Origin of the sequence: Pedobacter punctiformis, assembly GCF_027213715.1 — a bacterium.
GTDB lineage: Bacteria > Bacteroidota > Bacteroidia > Sphingobacteriales > Sphingobacteriaceae > Pedobacter > Pedobacter punctiformis.
The window spans coordinates 461,012-481,059 of record NZ_JAPWGM010000001.1 but is presented as its reverse complement, the minus strand read 5'-3'; the positions used below and the strand labels follow the sequence as shown (position 1 = coordinate 481,059).

The following is a 20,048-nucleotide window of genomic DNA, read 5'->3' as shown; positions in this document are numbered from 1 at the left end:
GAAAAAAGAAGTTTCGACTTGTGCTTCATGAGGTTGCAAAGATAGTAAAAACTGGCTAATTGTTTAAGTACCGCATAGTTATAATTCTAGCGGATATTTTAAACCAAAAGGAGGGCTTTAAAATAATAGGCTGCCGGGTTAAAAATTTCTATTTTTGCAATTAATTGGTTAGTTTTATTTGCCTTCCCGCATTTACCAATCCATATAATTTTAAAATCCGATGCCTGATTTAGAAGAGTCGACCTTGCCTGCTGAAATTGCAGCTAAGTTTGTTAATTATACATCCAAGCATGTTTTTTTAACCGGAAAAGCCGGAACAGGAAAAACAACTTTTTTGCGTAAGCTGATTCAATCTACGCACAAAAAGGTATTAATTGCAGCACCAACGGGAATTGCTGCCATTAATGCTGCCGGAGTAACCATACATTCGCTTTTCCAGCTGCCTTTTGGTGCATTTTTCCCTGATGCCGCCACAACGATCTTAAACGAAAATATCAGCTTCAACTTTAATACACCCAAAACGCTTGTCAAGCATTTAAACATGCAAGGCAATAAGCGCCGTATGTTGCAGGAACTGGAATTGTTGGTTATTGACGAAGTGAGTATGCTCAGGGCGGATATGCTTGATGCTATAGATTTTTCTTTACGTTATATTCGCAGAAATAGAAATGTGCCTTTTGGTGGTGTTCAGCTATTATTTATTGGCGATTTACACCAGCTGCCACCCGTGGTAAAAAATGATGAATGGCGTATAATGGCTCATTTTTATAAAAGTATTTACTTTTTTGATGCACTTGCTTTACAAAATGATCCGCCTGTTTATATCGAACTTGATAAAATTTATCGTCAGAATGATGATGTGTTTATCAGTTTACTGAATAATTTGCGGAACAACAAAATCACGGCTGAGGATACCACATTGCTTAGAACACATTTCAGGCAAGATTTTAAACCTGCCGCTGATGAAAATTATATCACTTTAACCACACATAATAATAAAGCAGATGGCATAAACCGTGAACGGTTAACGCAATTGAAAACAAAATCTTACTTTTTTGATGCCAAAATTCAAGGTGATTTTAACGAATATGCCTACCCAAATGATAAAAGTCTGGAGCTAAAGGTAGGTGCCCAAATTATGTTTATCAAAAATGATATGGGCATTGAAAAACGGTATTATAATGGTAAAATTGGTGTTGTACATCACATTGAAAAGGATTTAATTGAAATAGAACTTCCGGAAGATAAAGCGGTTATTGCCATTTCTCCATACACCTGGGAAAATGTAAAATATAAACTCAACGAAGTAACCAACGAAATAGAGGAGAATGTTGCGGGTTCTTTTGTTCAATACCCTATAAAACTAGCCTGGGCCATTACTGTGCATAAAAGTCAGGGTTTAACTTTTGATAAGGCTATTATTGATGTAGGCGATGCTTTTGCTCCCGGACAGGCTTACGTTGCACTTTCACGATTAAGGTCGTTAAAAGGCTTGGTTTTAACTTCGCATTTGCGGGATAGTGGTTTGCAGCAGGATCAGAATATTCATTATTTTTCTAAAAGCAAGCAACCTGCTGAGGTTTTAAGCGATCAGATTAGTGCGGAGAGTTATACTTTTATTAAAAGCTATCTGTTAACGGCTTTTGATTTAAATATTATTCGTTACTACATTAAGGAACACGTTCAAACTTTTGATAAAAGAGAGAGAAAATCAGCCAAACAAAAGCATGATGACTGGACAACGGCTTTATACGTCGATTTTCAAAAGATTACGGCAACGGCGGATACGTTTATCAACCAATTAAAAGTAATGCTTGCTCAACAAGAGGAACATACTTTATTTAATGTTTCTAAAAGGGTAGATGCTGCCCTGAAATATTTTAATCCATTAATAAAAGGCATTTCTGATCAATTTCTGAGCCATATTGAAAATGTAAAAGAAGAAAAACAGGTTAAAACTTATTTAACTGAACTACTTGAACTGGAAATTTTGGTTTATGAGCAGCTGAAGAAAATGCATAAAAGCAAGGCTTTATTAAAGGCTATAATTGATGGTAAAGAGTTTAGTAAAGCAGATACAGATGCATTACTCAACAGTGCTGAAAGAAACCAGCAACTGCAAAAAGCAGTTCAACTAAAAGGAACAGTGCTTAAAGTAAAAACGCCTGTTGAGAAGAAAAAGAAAGAGCCTAAAATTGACACTAAAGTAGTCAGTTTTGAAATGTACAATCAAGGCAAAACTTTACAGGAAATAGCGAAAGAACGGGGTTTATCTGTAACAACTATAGAAGGGCATTTGGCTTATTATGTTTCAACAAAACAACTTGATGTAAGGTCTTTTGTACGATCAAATAAACTTAAAAATATCATTGAAGCGGTTGAAAATCTGGAAACCAAATCATTAAAGGTGGTTAAGGATTTCCTGGGGAACGACTATACTTTTGGAGAGATTAAAATGGCAATGGCGTCCTTATTTCCAACTGAAGAATAGTTATTTGCCTCTCGTCATTGCGAGGCACGAAGCAATCTTAAAATGGAAGTTTGAAACGAAGTCTTTAATGTATTTGTGGTTATTGTATGACCATAAAATAATTTGATTATTTCCTATCTTAGCATTTGTGGAGAAAGTTAATGTTTTAGCGCAATATATGCCCGCCGAAGCGGCACTGCTAATTGCAAAGTGGATAGACTATTTTCAGTGCGAATTTAAGATTGCCAAAACCCGTTCAACAAAATTGGGCGATTACCGTCATCCTTACCGGGATAAAGGCCACCGGATTTCAGTAAACTTTAACCTCAATCATTATTCTTTTCTGGTAACAACCGTTCATGAATTTGCTCATTTATTAACGTGGAACGATTTTAAAAATAAGGTAAAACCTCATGGCTCCGAATGGAAAAATAACTTTAAGCGAATGATGGTTCCATTTTTTGATATGAAGATTTTTCCGGAAGATGTACACAAAGCAATTAATAATTACATGTCTAATCCGGCAGCCTCGAGCTGCTCTGATTTGCATTTATCAAGGGCTTTAAAAAAATACGACGCAATCAATACTGATGTTTTACATTTAGAACAATTGCCTTTACATGCTGACTTTAAAATCAAAGACGGAAGGCGTTTTACCAAAGGCGAACGGATTAGAAAACGCTATCGTTGTGTTTGCCTGGATGATAAAAGAATTTATCTTTTTAATCCGCTGGCCGAAGTTTTTTTGATTGCTTAAAGTGATTACCACTTAATTTTCAGATTCTTGAAAGAACCTTTTGCAAAATAAATATAGAAAGCCATAAAAAGAATTGTTAATATAATTTTAGCCCAAGGGAAATTCATGTTAAATAGAATTAACAGTTTTTCTGCTGGCTTGCCGGCCAACATTAGAGAGATAATAGTTAGTCCGGTGTTGGCTATTTTAAGTGGTTCCTTTTCGTAAGCCGGATCATGATTTAGCTCTTTTAAATAAAAAACCGATAAAACTATTGGAATAATGTTTAAACATGTCTGAACAACAAGATTAAGGTTAATAAAAGCGTTAACAATTAAAATAATCGCAGTTGCTAAAGTCCACAAGTAATGGACTTTTTGAATTTTACTAAATTTATTGAGCATATAATTTAATTTACAAACTTAAATTCATCTCCGTCAAACAGGCCTTTATCACTCAATTTCAAATGTGGAATAACGAGTAAAGCCATAAACGAAAGGGTCATAAAAGGGGCAATTAATGTAGAACCCATTTCTTTTGCGAATTTATCAATTGAAGTATAACACGCTGCAACTTTATAGCCATTTTGATTGCTCATTAAACCCGCAACCGGCAGCGGCAACACTTCCTGTTTTTCATTATTTAAAGCAGCAACTCCGCCGCTTTCTTTTATAATCAGGTTAACAGCCTCGCAAATACTTTGATCATCAACGCCAACAGCGATAATATTATGACTATCATGCGCAACACTCGATGCAATAGCACCCTGCTTTAAATCAAAGTTTTTGACAAACGAAACAGCCACAGGTGCATCGTGGTAACGATTTACCACAACCATTTTTAAAATATCATTTTCTACATCACTGATTATATTTTGATTTTCAACTTTAGGCTTGTGAAATCGTTTTTTAGTGATGAGCTGGCCATCCAAAGCTTCAATCACCGGAATTTCATGTTGCCCGGAAAATGAATATATAAAATCTTCTTGTTTTTTTAAGCTGCAGGAGAATTGATTTACAGATTCCCGGTCTTCAATGTGCTTTACCCAATCGCCAACAAGCTGACCGTTTTCATATAGTAAAATGCCATCGATGTAAGTTTTCTGTATTTTAAAATTGACTAAATCTTCTGCAACAATAAAATCTGCAAAATCTCCGGTTTTTAAAGTACCAACATCCAGTTTGTAATGAAGAACAGGGTTAATACAAGCCGCCTGCAATACATTAAAAATATCGACACCTTTTTCTACGGCTCTTGCACAAAGTTGGTTAATGTGGCCTTCAACAAGGCTGTCGGGGTGTTTATCGTCGCTGCAAAACATAATCATTTCGGGCCAGTCGTTAAGCAAGCCAATCAATGCCTCAAAATTTTTGGCTGCACTTCCTTCCCGAATCAGAATTTTCATTCCTCTTTGCAGTTTGTCTAAAGCCTCGTCTGAGGTAAAACATTCATGGTCAGTAGAAATTCCTGCATCAATATATTGTTGTACAGCATCGCCACGTAGCCCCGGTGCATGCCCGTCAACAGGCTTACCCAATTTGTGCGCAGCGGCAATTTTTTTAAGTACTTCTTCATCTTTGTATAAAACACCCGGAAAGTTCATCATTTCACTCAGGTATTTTATTTCAGGACGTTCCAGAAGTGATCTGACATCATCGTGATTTAATTCAGCCCCCGCAGTTTCAAAAATTGTTGCCGGAACGCAACTCGGAGCACCAAAATTAAATTTGAATGGAACTGTATTGCCATTTGAAAGCATAAATTCTACACCTTCCATTCCACAAACATTGGCAATTTCGTGGGGATCACTAATGGTTGAAACCGTTCCATGGATAACTGCTAATCTGGCAAATTCACTTGGAATAAGCATGCTGCTCTCAATGTGCACATGGCTATCAATAAAGCCCGGAAGAATGTAATTCGAATCGTTTTTGGCTGAATCAGATAATTGGTTAATGGATTTGATTTTACCGGCTTCAACTTCAATTTCGCCGAAAAAAATATTCCGGTTTAATACATCAACGATATTCCCTTCAACTTTAAAATTGCTCATTTTGTCTCGTTTCTTGCTGCCTTTGCGTTTATTAAAGCGTATTAGTTAATATTTTAATAACTTTTCAATGCTTGTTGCCAATCTGGATTTTGCTAAGAAATCATCTTCCAGTATTTTGTTCATCGGAATAGCGGTATCCAGACTCGCACACCGGATTACCGGAGCATCCAGATATTCGAAGCAATGTTCTGCAATCCAGGCTGATATTTCTGCCCCAAAACCATTGGTTAGGGTATCTTCATGTAAGATTAAAACCCGACCCGTTTGTTTAACTGCGTTGCGAACGGCCTCTTTATCCCAGGGCTGTAGTGTACGCAAATCTATTAAGGTAGCGCCACATTGTGGATTGTTTTTAATGTATTCGAGCCCCCAGTGCACCCCAAGGCCATAAGTAATAATTGTAAATTTATTTCCACTGGCCAGTGTAACTGCTTTTCCGATTTCTGTTGTAAAATAACCATCAGGTACGGGGCCTGATAAACTTCTGTATAAATACTTATGCTCGAAATATAAAACAGGGTTAGGGTCTTCAATTGCAGCAATAAGCAATCCTTTTGCATCTTCAGGAAATGCAGGATAAACAACTTTCAGACCCGGAGTTTTTGTAAACCAGGCTTCATTACTTTGTGAATGGAATGGACCTGCGCCTGTGCCCGCTCCCGTAGGCATACGAACAACCACATCGGCTTTTTCGCCCCAGCGGTAATGTGTTTTAGCTAAATTATTGACAATCTGGTTAAAACCTACGGTTACAAAATCTGCAAATTGCATTTCAACAACAGCCTTGTACCCATTAATAGAAAGCCCCAATCCGGCGCCAACAATGGCCGACTCACAAATTGGTGTATTTCTTACCCGGCCTTTACCATACTTTTCGGTAAAACCATCCGTAATTTTAAATGCACCGCCATAATCTGCAATATCCTGCCCCATAATTACCAGGTTAGGGTATTTTTCCATAGATAAATCCAGTGCATCGGTTATGGCGTCTAAATATCTTTTTTCCGTAGAAGTTGTTTCTGCAAGGATAATTTCCTGCTGATGTGGAAAATACATATCGTTTTCTTCATCTGAAGCGTTTTCTGTTGGTTCTGGCTCATTGAAAGCCTCTTCAACTTCTGATTCTATCTCCGACTTGAACTGAACCTTTAGCTTTTGTATGGCATCTGCGTTTAAAATCCCTTCTTCAATTAAAAAGGCTTCATAATTTGACAAGGGATCTTTCTTTTCCCACTCATCAAATAATTCCTGTGGCACATATTTAGTCCCTGAAGCTTCTTCATGTCCACGCATTCTGAATGTCAAACATTCTAATAATACAGGTCTTGGGTTTTGACGAATGTCTTTCGCAATCCGATCTATAGTATCATAAACTTCCAGGATATTATTTCCGTCAATTTGTATGCCTTCAATGCCATAGCCAATGGCTTTATCGGCAAGATTTTTACATTTAAACTGTTCATTTATCGGAGTAGATAAACCATATCCATTATTTTCAATCAGAAAAATAACAGGCAAATTCCAAACCGAAGCAACATTTACCGCTTCGTGAAAATCGCCCTCACTGGTTGCGCCTTCTCCGGTAAAAACCAAGGTTGCATGTTGCTTTTTTGCTAAAACATCAGCTAGTGCAATTCCATCAGCTAAAGCCATTTGAGGGCCGAGGTGAGAAATCATGCCGATAATTTTATAATCCTGGGTACCGAAATGGAAAGAGCGGTCGCGGCCTTTGGTAAAGCCTGTTAATTTGCCCTGCCATTGCGCCATTAATTTTTTTAAAGGAATATTACGGGAGGTAAAAACACCCAGATTACGATGCATGGGTAAAATATACTCTTGCTTTTGCATGGCCAGAGTACTGCCAACCGCAATGGCTTCCTGGCCAATGCCCGAAAACCATTTTCCGATTCTTCCCTGCCGTAATAGTTTGAGCATTTTATCTTCAACCATTCTGGGATAAAGTAACTTTTTATAAATCTCTAATAGAAACTGGTCGTCTTTATCTCTACGGTTAAAGTGCATACTATTTGGTTATATTTAGTTTTGAATTAAAGTTAATAAACTTATGATTCTTTGCTCTTTTTTATTTCTTCCCACTGTTTGGCAAAAGATTTATCTGCAACTTTTGGCATTTCGCGGTATTTACCCCAGCTTTTTTTGAAAAAAGTTTTAAGCATGAAATTCTTAAATTTTCCGCCAAAAAAATCCATCCATTTACGTTTTAGCATCATTTTGCTAAACATGCTCCAGCCAATTTCTTCAGTCTTACCATTTTCATGCGTAGCTGCGGCATCTCTACGGTTAAGCAATAACATTTTGTGGATATCAATCTTAACAGGGCATACTTCAGAACATTTACCGCATAAACTGGAAGCATAGCTTAAATGTTTAAACTCTTCCATTCCCCTTAAATGTGGTGTAATAATAGAGCCGATGGGGCCGCTGTAAGTTGTATTATAAGTATGGCCACCAATATTTTTATATACCGGACAAGCATTTAAGCAGGCGCCACAACGAATACAATATAAAGCCTGTCGTTGTTCTTTTTGTGCCAGCAGATTTGTTCTGCCATTATCCAGCAAAACAACATACATTTCTTCAGGACCATCTGTTTCATCAGGCTGGCGGGGGCCACTTAAAATGGTATTGTAAACTGTTAGATTTTGTCCCGTTCCGTGTGAAGCTAAAAGGGGCCAGAATAAATCCAGATCGGCCATAGAAGGAATAATTTTTTCTATTCCAACAACGGCAATATGAATTTTAGGAAAAGTTGTGCTTAAACGGGCATTACCTTCATTTTCTGTAAGGGCAATACTTCCCGTATCGGCTATTAAAAAATTTCCGCCGCTAATGCCTATGTCGGCATTTAAATATTTATCTCGAAGCAATTCTCTTGCTTTTTGAGTAAGCTGTTCAGGCGTTGCATCCAGTGGAGTACCGAATTTATCATGAAAAAGTTTAGCAATTTCTACCGCACTCAGGTGCATGGCAGGCGTTACAATGTGGTAAGGGGGTTGTCCAAGCAATTGAACAATGTATTCGCCTAAATCACTTTCTAAGGATTCTATTTGATTACTTTCCAGAAATTCATTCAGATGAATTTCTTCAGTAGTCATCGATTTTGATTTAATGACGGTTTTGCCATTATTTCTTTTAATGATGTTCAGAATTTCGCGTTGTGCTTCTTCTGCATCATTGGCCCAAATTACTTTACCGCCACGACGCTGAAAATTAGATTCAAATTCAGGAAGGAATTTATCTAAGTTTTCCATCACACGCCACTTAATCACATTGGCTTTCTTCTTTGATGCTTCCAGATTTTCAAATTTTGATAAGCCCCGTTCTACAGCCGCATTATATTTACCAATATTGTAATTAATGGTTTTACGGTGAGGTAGGTCGAAAGCTTTTTCATCAGATTTTTCTAAGAATTCATCGGCAGTCTTCATCATATATCAAAGATAGGAAATTCTTGTTCCAGCAAAAGTAATGTGCATAAAAAAGCCCCGGCGAAATGACGGGGCTTTAATATTTTGGAATTATTATTTTTTTGGATTGCCTTTGCCATCCATATCAACTACCGGACGGTTTGGTCTGTTGGCCAATTCCCATGCTGTAAAATAGGTAAGCTTAGCTCTTTTGGCCAAAAGCGGGAAATTGATTTTGCTGATTTCATCACCCGGTTTGTGGTAATCCTGTTGCAACATTCCGTCGTAATAGAAAATAATCGGAATACCATGCTTAGCAAAATTGTAGTGATCTGAACGGTAGTAAATACGCTCCGGATCTTTTGGATCGTCATATTTATAATCCAGTTTCATTTTGGTATAGGTTGCGTTAACTTGCTCACTTAACTTACCTAAATCACTGCTCAACATATTTGAGCCAATAGAATAAATATAATTTGCAGAATCAGGTTTACCCAGATACTCTTCTCCGGTACGGCCAATCATATCCGTATTTAAATCAGCGATTGTATTTTCCAAAGGAAATATTGGATGCTCAGAATACCAATCAGAACCCCAAAGACCTTTTTCTTCACCCACAACGGTCATAAATAAAATGCTGCGTTTAGAACCTTTACCTGCTTTTTTAGCATCAGTAAATGCCTTAGCCATTAATAATACACCGGTTGTTCCTGAACCATCATCGTCCGCTCCGTTATTAATTTTATCATCACCTTTAGCATCCGGCGTAATTCCAATGTGGTCATAGTGTCCCGTTAAAACCAATACCTCTTTTTTAAGTTTAGGATCTGTTCCTTCTAAATAGCCCAACACATTTTCACAACGAAGTGGGGTTTCGGTTACCTGAGCACTGGCAGAAACCGGGATATTAATTTCTAATGAAGCTGGTTTACCTGTACTTTTTATTTTATTTCTAACAGAATCTAAACTCGTACCGCCTGCAGCCAAAATTTCGTTGGCAATAACAGAACCGATGGTAACAATAGGTAAAATCGTCGAAGACTTTAATCTGTCAATATTCTCCTGCGACTTCATCAGCGTTTGTCCGTTTAAGATGAAGTTTTTTAAACCTGCGCTTAAATTATCAACGCGTTGATTGATCACTAAAACACCTGCTGCTTTTTGTTCAGCAAGATATTTTAACCGGTTAGGTAAAGCATTGTCTTTACCAGTTGCAGGACCACCTGATTCAATAATCATTACAATTTTACCGGCAACATTCTGCCCTGCAAAATCATTATAAGCATCGCTGTTCATTCCATAACCCGCAAAAACAATTGAATTGCTACTTATGGTATAACCTGCTGTTGACACAGAGGTAGGTAAAATGTAAAAATCTTTTAAAAACTCTTTAGTCTGGCCATTAATGGTCAGAACATTTTGAGTAAGATTAAAAGAGGAAAGGTCTATTTTTTGGAAGTATTCTCCATTTACAGGCCCCTTTAAGCCTAATGATTTAAAATAGTTTCTGATGTAATCGGCTGCCATCCAGGCACCTTTTTTTCCGGTTTCACGACCTTCGTATGCGTCAGATGCTAATACCGAAAGATGACTGTAAGCATTTTTTTCATTGATTGCCTGGCCAAATTTAATTGCGTCCTTATTGGGAACAAGGGTTTTAATTTGGGCAAAGCAGCTCATGCTTATTACAGAGGCTAAGCTGAGGGTTAAAAATTTTTTATTCATATTTTGGTTAATAAGTTAGTTGGTTAGGCTTTAGCAGGATATTTTTTGTACCCTGTTTTGATGACGGCCACCTTCAAATGCTGTGGTTAAAAAGGTTGTCGTCATTTCTTTAGCAAGTTCTTCTGATACGAATCTGGCAGGAATGCATAAAACATTGGCGTCGTTATGTTGACGGACAAGAGATGCAACTTCATTTTCCCAGCAAAGTGCGGCTCTTATTTTTTGATGTTTATTGGCTGTAATGGCAACCCCATTAGCAGAACCACAAATCAAAATACCATAGTTAACTTCTCCACTTTCTACTGCCGAAGCAACAGGGTGGGCAAAATCAGGATAGTCGACAGAATCAGCACCATAAGTGCCAAAATCTTTAACTTCATATTGTTTAAGGAAACTTTTTAGTACTTCCTTATATTCAAAACCTGCATGATCGGCGCCAATGGCAATTTTTATCTTTATATCAGACATTATTCAAATTTATATAGAATTATGAAATGTATTCGTAATGTTTTTGTTAGTTAGCATAGAAGGCAGCTTCGTCTTTCTTCTTTTTTCGCTCTATAAATGCAGAAACAAAAATACTTAATTCATATAATAAAAACAGCGGCGTTGCAACAATTAACATCGTCATAATATCAGGTGTTGGTGTCACAATAGCCGAGATAATCAAAATAATCACCGCCGCATATCTTCTGCTTGACCTCATTAATTTTGGGGTCATTAAGCCTAACTTAGACAGGATAAAGATGATGACCGGAAGTTCGAAAATAATACCTGTACCTAAAGTTAAAGTGGCAACAGATGATAAATAAGAATCTACCGTAAACGTATTTTTAATTTCGGTACTCACCGTATAGCCGGTTAGGAAGTTAACCGAAAGCGGACAAACTACAAAGTATCCAAACAAAATACCGATCATAAATAAAACGGATGCGAAAAATACGAAACCACTTGCTGATTTACGCTCATTTTCGTGTAATGCCGGTTTGATAAAACGCCAGATTTCCCAAAGTAAATAGGGGAAACCTGCTACAATACCAGCCATAACACAAACATTTAATTGAAGGTTAAACTGCCCGGCCATTTCGGTATTAATAATTTCACCATTAATTTTTTTGATACACATATCCTGTCCAAGCCTTGGGAAAAGCTCAACCAGTTTACACATCATCCTGTAGGTCCAGAAATCAGGTTTTTTAGGCCCAAATATTACCTTATCCAATAATTCTTCGTTAAAATAGAAAGCAATACCGGTAAAAACGGTAACGGCAATAACCGCTCTGATTAGGTGTTTCCGTAAAACGTCCAGGTGATCAAAAAAAGACATTTCGGCTTCCAGCGTTGTACCTTTATTTGCTATACTCTTCGTTAGGGATGTTTTTTCTTTCGTGTCGCTCATGTTGAAAACAAAAATACCATTCTAAATGATTAGAATGGTATTTACGTGTTAAATATAAAAATAGTTTAGATTATTCTGATAAATCGAACGTTTCCATAAATTTTGTAGTGAAATTACCTGCTCTGAAATTAGGGTCTTTCATCAATAATAAATGAAAAGGAATCGTTGTTTTAACACCTTCAATTACAAATTCGCCTAAGGCTCTTTCCATCGTGCAAATTGCTTCCTCACGTGTTTGAGCAACACAAATTAATTTTGCAATCATACTATCATAATTAGATGGAATTTGATAACCGGCATAAACGTGTGTATCAACTCTTACCCCATGACCACCCGGAGAGTGGAAATTCGTTATTTTGCCTGGTGAAGGACGGAAATTGTTGAAGGGGTCTTCAGCATTAATACGGCATTCGATGGCATGCATATCAGGGAAATAATTTTTTCCTGAAATTGGAATACCTGCTGCTACTTTAATTTGTTCCTTAATTAAGTCGAAGTTAATAACCTCTTCTGTAACCGGATGCTCTACCTGGATACGGGTATTCATTTCCATAAAGTAGAAGTTACGGTGTTTATCAACTAAAAATTCGATTGTTCCGGCACCTTCATAATTTACAGCAACGGCGCCTTTAATAGCGGCTTCGCCCATTCGTACACGCAATTCATCGGTCATAAAAGGAGAAGGAGATTCTTCTACCAATTTTTGGTGACGGCGTTGAATAGAGCAATCACGTTCAGAAAGGTGACAGGCTTTGCCATACTGATCTCCGATAATCTGGATTTCAATGTGGCGTGGATCTTCGATATACTTTTCTAAATAAAGACCATCATTACCAAATGCTGCACCAGATTCCTGACGGGCACTGTCCCACGCATTTTCGAATTCTTCATCTTTCCATACTACACGCATACCACGACCACCACCACCGGCAGTAGCTTTAAGTATAACCGGGTAGCCCATTTCGTTAGCAATAGCAATACCCTCTTTAACACTGGTTAGTAAACCTTCTGAACCAGGAATAGTTGGTACACCTGCTTTTTTCATGGTTTCCTTAGCAGAGGCTTTATCACCCATACCATTAATCTGCTCAGGTGTAGCACCAATAAATTTGATGTTGTACTCACGGCAAATGTTAGAAAATTTAGCATTTTCTGATAAGAAACCATAACCGGGGTGTATGGCATCGGCATTTGTTAATTCTGCAGCCGAAATAATATTTGGGATATTTAAGTAAGAATCTTTACTGGGAGGGGGACCAATACAAACAGCTTCATCAGCGAAACGTACGTGTAAACTCTCGCGATCTGCAGTAGAGTAAACAGCAACGGTTTTGATGCCCATTTCCTTACAGGTACGGATAATACGCAAAGCGATTTCGCCCCTGTTGGCAATTAGTATTTTTTTAAACATAATTTTCCTTTTTCGTCAGTCTTTCTCAAAAGTACTATCGTCATGCTGAATGTATTTCAGCACCTAAATGATTTTAAAAAAATGAGACCCTGAACTTGTTTCAGGGTGACGCAAATAATAGTAGAAAGTTTTCGCTAATAATTAAATAGGTTCTACTAAAAATAATGGTTGGTCATATTCAACTGGTGATGCGTTTTCTACCAATATTTTAACAATACGGCCTGAAACTTCACTTTCAATTTCGTTGAATAATTTCATCGCTTCGATAATACAAACCACTTTGCCTGTGCTTACTTCATCTCCAACGTTTACAAACATTGGTTTATCAGGGCTTGATGAACGATAAAAAGTACCGATCATTGGCGATTTAATGGTAATGTATTTTGAAGTATCTTCTGCAGCTGGTACTGCTGGGGTTGCGGCTACTGGTGCAGTAGGAGCTGTAGCTACCGGTGCTGCTGCCTGAATAAGTGGTGCTTGCGGTACAGTTGCATGCACAACTGTTGGTGCCTGGTTTGTTTTAATGGTGATTTTGAAGTTTTCCTGCTCAATTGCAACTTCGTTTACACCAGAACGTGAAACAAATTTAATCAGTTCCTGTATTTGTTTGATATCCATTTTTTAATCGTTGTTATGTAAAAAATAGTGTATAAATGAATTAACTAAGTTATACTTTTTTTGTTTTAATTTTTCATTGTGGAAAATTTGGATCGTTTCTAATTAACCCGAAACTTTCTACCCAAATCTTTTGGCTTATTTACTGTCGTAAGCCCATTTAAGATAAATTGATCCCCATGTAAAACCTCCACCGAAGGCTGCAAGAACAATATTATCTCCTTTTTTCAACTGGCTTTCCCATTCCCATAAACATAGTGGAATAGTTCCGTTGGTGGTATTTCCGTAACGCTCAATATTGATCATTACTTTCTCGGTACCAACACCCATACGGTTTGCGGTTGCATCAATAATGCGTTTGTTTGCCTGGTGAGGCACCAGCCATGCAATATCATCAGCCGTTAAGCTGTTTCTGTCCATAATTTCGGCAGCAACATCAGCCATATTGGTTACTGCAAATTTAAATACAGTTGGACCTTCCTGATGTGCAAAATGCTCACGTGCATCAATGGTTTCATGTGTTGCAGGTTTAACTGAACCGCCAGCTTTCATGCCTAAGAAATCTCTTCCGGATCCATCTGTTCTGAGGATAGAATCTATCAGACCGAAACCTTCTTCATTTGGTTCAAGCAAAGCACAGCCGCAACCATCACCAAAAATAATACAGGTTGTACGGTCTTCGTAATTTATGATTGATGACATTTTATCGCCACCCACAACCAATACCTTCTTGTGTCTTCCTGATTCAATGAATGATGCACCGGTAGAAAGCCCGAATATAAAACCAGAACAAGCTGCCTGTAAATCGTAACCCCATGCATTTTTAGCACCAATTTTATCCGCTAAAACATTTGCCGTTGCCGGAAAAGTAAAATCGGGAGTTGTAGTACAAAAAATAATTAATTCAATTTCTTCAGCAGTAATGCCTCTTTTTTTAAGTAATCCATTTACGGCATGAACAGCCATATCAGATGTACCTAAACCTTCGCCTTTTAAAATTCTGCGTTCTTTGATCCCGGTTCGGCTGGTAATCCATTCATCTGAAGTTTCAACCATGGTTTCTAACTCTGCATTTGTTAATACATAGTCGGGGACATAACCATTAACTGCTGTTATAGCAGCGTGAATTTTACTCATTTTAAAATAAATTTGATAATTATTTAAATGCGTTTCTAATTTTATCTACTAAACCCGTTGTAATCATCTCTCTTGATTGAAGCACCATGTTTTTAACCGCCGTAGGGCTTGAAATGCCATGTCCGATAACCACAGGAGCATTAACCCCTAAAACCGGGCTACCCCCGTACTGTTCGTAATTAAAGCGATCGAAAAACTCATCTTTCATTCCTTTTTTAATGGTTAACACATAAAATGATTCTGCAAGTTTAAGCATTACATTTCCGGTAAAACCATCACAAACAATAACGTCGGCTTTATCGTTAAATAAATCACGTCCTTCTACATTACCTACAAAGTTGAATAAATTTGTATCCTTCATTAATGGAAAAGTAGCCATGCTAAGCATGTTTCCTTTTTCATCTTCTTCGCCAATATTCATTAACGCAACTTTAGGGTTATTTATTTGCAGTAAATTTTCAGCATATAAACTACCTAAAACGCCAAATTGTAATAAAATATCAGGTTTGCAATCTGCATTGGCACCAACATCAAGTAATAAACCTGTGCCGCCTTTAATTTTTGGAAGAATGGTACATAAACATGGGCGGATAATGCCCGGAACGGTTTTAACGCTAAAAACTGCGCCAACCAGCATTGCACCAGAGTTGCCTGCGCTTGCAAAAGAATCGATTTTACCTTCTTTTAAAAGGTTAAAACCAACTGCTATGCTCGATTTAGGTTTCTGAACAATTGCTTTTGTGGGATGTTCGCCCATACCAATAACCTCATCAGTATGAACGTATTCAAAATGATCCGGATTAAAACCTTCTTCTGCGAGAATTGGTTTAATCTGTTCGGTATCGCCAATAAGAACAAGATGTTCATTGGCATTTAGCGATTGATGAGCTGCTATTGCTCCCAAAACAACTGCTTTGGGAGCATAGTCTCCGCCCATTATGTCGAGGCCTATTTTCATAGAAAAAAAATGTTTGTGTTAAATAATAGGTTTAGCCCTATAAATTTTTCAGAAGACTAAGGTATAACTAAAGCCGCTGAAAACACAAACAATTTTTTAAGAAAATTACCCGATTTGAGTATTTTCGATAACCAATTTACCGTTATAGTATAGGTTACCATCAACGTTGTAAGCACGATGAGGTACGTGGATAGCACCTGTTGCCGAGCATGTTGCTAAAGAAGGAGTCACAGCTTTATAGTGAGTTCTTCTTTTATTTTTTCTCTGTTTCGAGATTTTCCGTTTTGGATGTGCCATTGGTGTATAATCTAATTATTTTTTTAACTTATTAAGTGCTTCCCAACGCGGGTCGCTTGATTGTTCATTTTCTTCGTTGTGTTTGTCGATAGATAATTGCTCTAACCGATCAATCATTTCCTGGTCGCACTCCTTTCCGGCCTGCTCACAATTTTTAATGTATGGAACCGCTACGTTTATCATTTCGTATAATGGTCCCGAAATATCAATCGAGGTTTCTTTCCGGCTTAATGAAATAATTTCTTCATCATCGCTTTCCATTTCAGCCTCTGCAAATTTTACAATCTGTCTTTCGTACAAATTAACCGGTAATGAAAATTCAGATAAACATTTATCGCAATCTAAATTAACGGTTCCAATTACTTTAAACTTTAACAGTAACATGGTCTCTTGTTTCTCAAGTTCCAGATTAACGTTTAATTTTCCGCTTTTAATTAAAGAGTACTCGAAAGCATTAAAAAAAGAGTCATCAAGCTCATATTCAAACTGATGAGTTCCCAATTTTAATCCGGTAAACGGTACTGAAAATTGTTTTAGCGGGTTCAAAGTACTGTAAAATTTTAGCCTGCAAATGTAGGGATTATTTTGTTAGATAAAAAATGTTTTTCAAAAATATTAAACCTCACAGGTTTTTAAAACCTGACTAATAAGGAAGTTGTTGCTGTTTTATTCGTTTAGTGCGTTTCTGTTCAAATGGTTGCCAAGCTCCTGTTAGCACTCGTTTTTCTGTTCACCAAAATTTCCACCAAGGCTTATTTTTATCGTTCGTCTGTTGTTTTTTGAATTGTTCAAGTTCATTTTTCATTTCGTCACTATATGCAAGATGTTTAACCGTATATGTGAGTTTATTTTTCCCTTCTAAATCAATTCCTAATTTCTCCGCCAATTTTAAAATGTCATCGGAGAAAATATTTTCGTTAATCGTTAAACCATTTTCTTGCTCCAACGGGTTGTATAAATTATCAGTTACTTCTCCGTCCGAAACAAAAAAGTGTCTTTTTATGGTGTCGTTGTAAACCGTAAAGCCAAATGAATTTGATGTCGTCTGAATTATGAATGTTATAATGTCGGTATTCAAAGTCCTTGAAAGCTGAATTAAAGCTTCTTCTTCAATTGTGTCAACCATTTCAGGGTCGTTAATTATCGTCCAGCCATTGTCTGTCCAAATTCCCCTAATTGCTATTTCTTTATTAGCAAGTTCAAAATAGTTGTCATACAAATAGTCATTAAATGTTTGCCAGTCGACAAACTGTTTATCTTGTTTGGTGTCAATGTATTTAAATGCCTGAAAAATTTCGTCCGCTTTGTCGAAGAAGTTACCTTTAATTGCTATAAAACTGATTGTCATATAGTGTCGTTTTAAAATGAGTGCTAACTCTTAAATATGCGAAACTAATTTTAATATCGGTAGTTTTGATTATGTTTTTATATAATTGATAATCAGTTTTTATATATAAATAAACGAAATGCAGGTTTTCAGTTATTTTTTTCGTAAAGCATTAAATTTTTAATTGTAAATCATCTAATGGATTAATAATTTTCAACATTTCCCTATTACTCTTTGTTAGTCGGCATTTGTAATCCCATCTTTAGAATAAAGGATTTGTAATCCTCTGGTGGATTGTAAATCCAAAGGCATCGAGTCGAGATTTGCAAATCTCGACTAACAAAATTACTCGGACAATACCATTTCCTTATTATTTCTAGACCATTCGCTCCACGATCCAACATAAAGCTTCGGAATTTGAAGTCCTGCATAATCCATAGCCAAAAGTGTATGGCAGGCTGTTATGCCAGAACCGCAATGAACAATTACATTTTCGGGTTTAATATTGGCCAAAGCAAGTGTATATTTCTGCTTCAATACCTCAGGTTTAAGGAAAGCGCCTGAAGCATCCAGATTCTCTGTAAAGGGAATATTGGTTGCCCCTGGAATATGTCCGGCAATTAAATCAATAGGCTCGGTAAGGCCAGCGAAACGATTGGCATCCCGAACATCGATCACGATATGATCTTTAGTTTTTGAAACGGCTTCAACTTCATTTATATCGGCTAAAGGAAGATTCCATGCACGGATTGGATAAGGCCCGACAGATTTAGGTGTCTCCACTTTTGCACTGAGCTTAAAACCAGCTTTAATTGCTGCATCAAAACCTCCATTTATAACCTGAACTTTTTCGTGTCCAATTGATTTTAACATCCACCAAAGTCTGGCCGCTGCATTTCCGCCATTTTTATCATCATAAACGATCACATGACTATCTTTCGTAATGCCAAATTTTCCAATGGTTATTCCGAATTGCTCAAAAGTGGGTAAAGGATGCCTGCCGCCAACAGCGAAATCAGTGACGTTGGCTAAATCATTATTTACATCTGCAAAGAGCGCTCCGTTTAAATGGCTTTCATCGTATCTGGCTTTTGACCCTGCACTTGCATCAATCAGGATATAATTCTCCGGGTTTAAAAGAATAAGATCTTCAGGCGATATAATTGGTGATATTTTTTGGGACATGGTTAAATTTCTTGAATCCAAATATAAATAAATTGAAAGAGGAAATTGTTGTCACCAGGTGCTAAAAATGAAATTAAAAATCCATTTTAGTCAGATTAATCCATAGAAAAAATAAGGAATGAATAAGAGAAACAGCTAATTTACTAAGAAGCGTCGTCTTTAATATCAAACTGCGTTTCTACTACTTTTCCGCCACCGCGTAATTGGTTTTTTAGCATTTCTTCCTGCTCTCTTCTATTTTTCACAATGTGAATTGCAGAAAATAAAGCCTCGGTAAAAGAAGTAGAATCTGCAAGACCCTTTCCGGCAATATCATAACCTGTGCCATGATCAGGAGAGGTGCGTACAAAATTTAATCCGGCGGTATAATTTACGCCATTATGAAAGGCAAGAGTTTTAAAAGGAATTAAGCCCTGATCGTGGTACATGGCCAAAACGGCATCAAACTGTTTGTAGCTGCCATTGCCAAAAAAGCCATCGGCAGGGTATGGACCAAAGCACATCATGCCTTTATCATAAGCTTCCTGAATGGCTGGTGTAATAATTTCAGCTTCTTCAGTACCTAATAAACCATTGTCGCTGGCGTGCGGATTTAAACCTAAAACGGCAATTTTTGGTTTCTCAATCCAGAAATCCTTTTTCAGGCTTTCATTAATAAGCTTAAGCTTGTTAACAATTTTATCTTTGGTAATGGCTGCCGGAACCGCTGCAACAGGAATGTGTCCGGTTACTACGCCAACACGTAAATCTTCACTGATTAAGAACATCAGTACATCATTGCTTCCACTTTTTTCCTGTAAATATTCGGTATGGCCAGGAAAGGCAAAAGTTTCTGACTGGATATTGTGTTTATTAATAGGAGCAGTAACCAGGGCATCAATATCGCCATTTACTAAATCTGCTGTAGCTCTTTCAAGTGAAAGAAGTGCATATTTTCCTCCGGTTTCGGTTACCTGACCCAGTTCAATTTTTACATCTTCCTCCCAGCAATTAATGATATTCGCTTTTTTTGGCTGCGCCTGATTAGCCTGATTAATCACATTAAAGTTGAAATCGCCAAGATTATTGGCTTTTCGGTGGAAAGAAGAAACTTTAGTATGCCCATAAACAATTGGTGTACAATAGTTTAAAATAGCTGGATTTGATAATGTTTTAATAATTACTTCTAACCCAATGCCGTTTACATCGCCTATACTGATTCCAATTTTAAGTTTATCGCTCATAATAAATGGTGAATTTTAGCGCAAATTACTGATTTTCGATTAAACGGGTGCTTACCGGATAAAAATTAGTTATTTTGTAGAAAA

Annotated in this window: 17 protein-coding genes; 2 read left to right on the top strand and 15 right to left on the bottom strand. The window is 37.1% G+C overall.

The features are described 5' to 3' along the window. Nucleotides 1-220: 220 nt before the first annotated feature. Both O0955_RS02150 and O0955_RS02145 read left to right on the top strand, forming a co-directional pair. On the top strand, nucleotides 221-2,491 hold the full coding sequence (locus O0955_RS02150; protein WP_269425882.1) for a helix-turn-helix domain-containing protein: 2,271 nt from the start codon (nucleotides 221-223) through the stop codon (nucleotides 2,489-2,491). A 127-nt stretch (nucleotides 2,492-2,618) separates the two neighbouring features. Further along, the gene (locus tag O0955_RS02145; RefSeq protein WP_269425881.1) at nucleotides 2,619-3,227 is read left to right on the top strand and encodes a SprT-like domain-containing protein; all 609 of its coding nucleotides are present in this window, start codon (nucleotides 2,619-2,621) and stop codon (nucleotides 3,225-3,227) included. A gap of 388 nt (nucleotides 3,228-3,615) precedes the next feature. Here the strand turns inward: O0955_RS02145 and ade are convergent, their stop codons facing one another. The 15 genes from ade to pdxA form a co-directional block, all read right to left on the bottom strand. Beyond that, nucleotides 3,616-5,259, bottom strand: a complete 1,644-nt coding sequence (gene ade / locus O0955_RS02140; protein WP_269425880.1) for an adenine deaminase — start codon at nucleotides 5,257-5,259, stop codon at nucleotides 3,616-3,618. Between the two features lie 45 nt (nucleotides 5,260-5,304). Next, a complete protein-coding gene (locus tag O0955_RS02135) occupies nucleotides 5,305-7,281 on the bottom strand; it encodes an alpha-ketoacid dehydrogenase subunit alpha/beta (protein WP_269425879.1) in 1,977 nt (658 codons plus the stop codon). A 41-nt stretch (nucleotides 7,282-7,322) separates the two neighbouring features. Then, nucleotides 7,323-8,711: a LutB/LldF family L-lactate oxidation iron-sulfur protein gene (locus O0955_RS02130; RefSeq protein ID WP_269425878.1), complete on the bottom strand. Its 1,389-nt coding sequence runs from the start codon at nucleotides 8,709-8,711 to the stop codon at nucleotides 7,323-7,325. Nucleotides 8,712-8,801: 90 nt separating this feature from the next. Beyond that, nucleotides 8,802-10,412, bottom strand: coding sequence for a M28 family peptidase (locus tag O0955_RS02125; RefSeq protein WP_269425877.1), 1,611 nt, complete (start codon nucleotides 10,410-10,412; stop codon nucleotides 8,802-8,804). 30 nt (nucleotides 10,413-10,442) lie between these two features. Then, a complete protein-coding gene (gene rpiB / locus O0955_RS02120; RefSeq protein ID WP_269425876.1) occupies nucleotides 10,443-10,880 on the bottom strand; it encodes a ribose 5-phosphate isomerase B in 438 nt (145 codons plus the stop codon). A gap of 46 nt (nucleotides 10,881-10,926) precedes the next feature. Continuing rightward, nucleotides 10,927-11,811, bottom strand: coding sequence for a twin-arginine translocase subunit TatC (gene tatC, locus O0955_RS02115; RefSeq protein WP_269425875.1), 885 nt, complete (start codon nucleotides 11,809-11,811; stop codon nucleotides 10,927-10,929). 70 nt (nucleotides 11,812-11,881) lie between these two features. Continuing rightward, entirely contained in the window at nucleotides 11,882-13,222 is a 1,341-nt protein-coding gene (gene accC, locus O0955_RS02110) for an acetyl-CoA carboxylase biotin carboxylase subunit (protein WP_269425874.1), read from the bottom strand. Between the two features lie 141 nt (nucleotides 13,223-13,363). After that, entirely contained in the window at nucleotides 13,364-13,840 is a 477-nt protein-coding gene (gene accB, locus O0955_RS02105; protein WP_269425873.1) for an acetyl-CoA carboxylase biotin carboxyl carrier protein, read from the bottom strand. Between the two features lie 135 nt (nucleotides 13,841-13,975). Beyond that, a complete protein-coding gene (locus O0955_RS02100) occupies nucleotides 13,976-14,974 on the bottom strand; it encodes a beta-ketoacyl-ACP synthase III (RefSeq protein WP_269425872.1) in 999 nt (332 codons plus the stop codon). A gap of 19 nt (nucleotides 14,975-14,993) precedes the next feature. Further along, nucleotides 14,994-15,932 carry a phosphate acyltransferase PlsX gene (plsX, locus tag O0955_RS02095; protein WP_269425871.1) on the bottom strand — a complete coding sequence of 313 codons (939 nt, stop codon included), beginning with the start codon at nucleotides 15,930-15,932 and terminating at the stop codon, nucleotides 14,994-14,996. Nucleotides 15,933-16,037: 105 nt separating this feature from the next. Next, complete coding sequence (gene rpmF / locus O0955_RS02090) at nucleotides 16,038-16,229, bottom strand: 50S ribosomal protein L32 (protein WP_025143959.1); 192 nt, start codon at nucleotides 16,227-16,229, stop codon at nucleotides 16,038-16,040. 15 nt (nucleotides 16,230-16,244) lie between these two features. Further along, complete coding sequence (locus O0955_RS02085) at nucleotides 16,245-16,730, bottom strand: YceD family protein (protein ID WP_269425870.1); 486 nt, start codon at nucleotides 16,728-16,730, stop codon at nucleotides 16,245-16,247. A gap of 229 nt (nucleotides 16,731-16,959) precedes the next feature. Further along, on the bottom strand, nucleotides 16,960-17,577 hold the full coding sequence (locus tag O0955_RS02080) for a hypothetical protein (protein WP_269425869.1): 618 nt from the start codon (nucleotides 17,575-17,577) through the stop codon (nucleotides 16,960-16,962). 324 nt (nucleotides 17,578-17,901) lie between these two features. Then, nucleotides 17,902-18,741 carry a sulfurtransferase gene (locus tag O0955_RS02075; protein WP_269425868.1) on the bottom strand — a complete coding sequence of 280 codons (840 nt, stop codon included), beginning with the start codon at nucleotides 18,739-18,741 and terminating at the stop codon, nucleotides 17,902-17,904. A 143-nt stretch (nucleotides 18,742-18,884) separates the two neighbouring features. Continuing rightward, on the bottom strand, nucleotides 18,885-19,964 hold the full coding sequence (pdxA, locus tag O0955_RS02070) for a 4-hydroxythreonine-4-phosphate dehydrogenase PdxA (RefSeq protein WP_269425867.1): 1,080 nt from the start codon (nucleotides 19,962-19,964) through the stop codon (nucleotides 18,885-18,887). Between the last annotated feature and the right edge of the window lie 84 nt (nucleotides 19,965-20,048).

Bases quoted from the DNA above. Each gene is read 5' to 3' on its own strand.
- O0955_RS02150 (WP_269425882.1), top strand. From the start codon at position 221: ATGCCTGATTTAGAAGAGTCGACCTTGCCTGCTGAAATTGCAGCTAAG.
- ade (WP_269425880.1), bottom strand. From the start codon at position 5,259: ATGAGCAATTTTAAAGTTGAAGGGAATATCGTTGATGTATTAAACCGG.
- O0955_RS02080 (WP_269425869.1), bottom strand. From the start codon at position 17,577: ATGACAATCAGTTTTATAGCAATTAAAGGTAACTTCTTCGACAAAGCG.
- O0955_RS02130 (WP_269425878.1), bottom strand. From the start codon at position 8,711: ATGATGAAGACTGCCGATGAATTCTTAGAAAAATCTGATGAAAAAGCT.
- accB (WP_269425873.1), bottom strand. From the start codon at position 13,840: ATGGATATCAAACAAATACAGGAACTGATTAAATTTGTTTCACGTTCT.
- accC (WP_269425874.1), bottom strand. From the start codon at position 13,222: ATGTTTAAAAAAATACTAATTGCCAACAGGGGCGAAATCGCTTTGCGT.
- rpiB (WP_269425876.1), bottom strand. From the start codon at position 10,880: ATGTCTGATATAAAGATAAAAATTGCCATTGGCGCCGATCATGCAGGT.
- O0955_RS02135 (WP_269425879.1), bottom strand. From the start codon at position 7,281: ATGCACTTTAACCGTAGAGATAAAGACGACCAGTTTCTATTAGAGATT.
- O0955_RS02125 (WP_269425877.1), bottom strand. From the start codon at position 10,412: ATGAATAAAAAATTTTTAACCCTCAGCTTAGCCTCTGTAATAAGCATG.
- plsX (WP_269425871.1), bottom strand. From the start codon at position 15,932: ATGAAAATAGGCCTCGACATAATGGGCGGAGACTATGCTCCCAAAGCA.
- O0955_RS02075 (WP_269425868.1), bottom strand. From the start codon at position 18,741: ATGTCCCAAAAAATATCACCAATTATATCGCCTGAAGATCTTATTCTT.
- O0955_RS02100 (WP_269425872.1), bottom strand. From the start codon at position 14,974: ATGAGTAAAATTCACGCTGCTATAACAGCAGTTAATGGTTATGTCCCC.
- pdxA (WP_269425867.1), bottom strand. From the start codon at position 19,964: ATGAGCGATAAACTTAAAATTGGAATCAGTATAGGCGATGTAAACGGC.
- tatC (WP_269425875.1), bottom strand. From the start codon at position 11,811: ATGAGCGACACGAAAGAAAAAACATCCCTAACGAAGAGTATAGCAAAT.
- rpmF (WP_025143959.1), bottom strand. From the start codon at position 16,229: ATGGCACATCCAAAACGGAAAATCTCGAAACAGAGAAAAAATAAAAGA.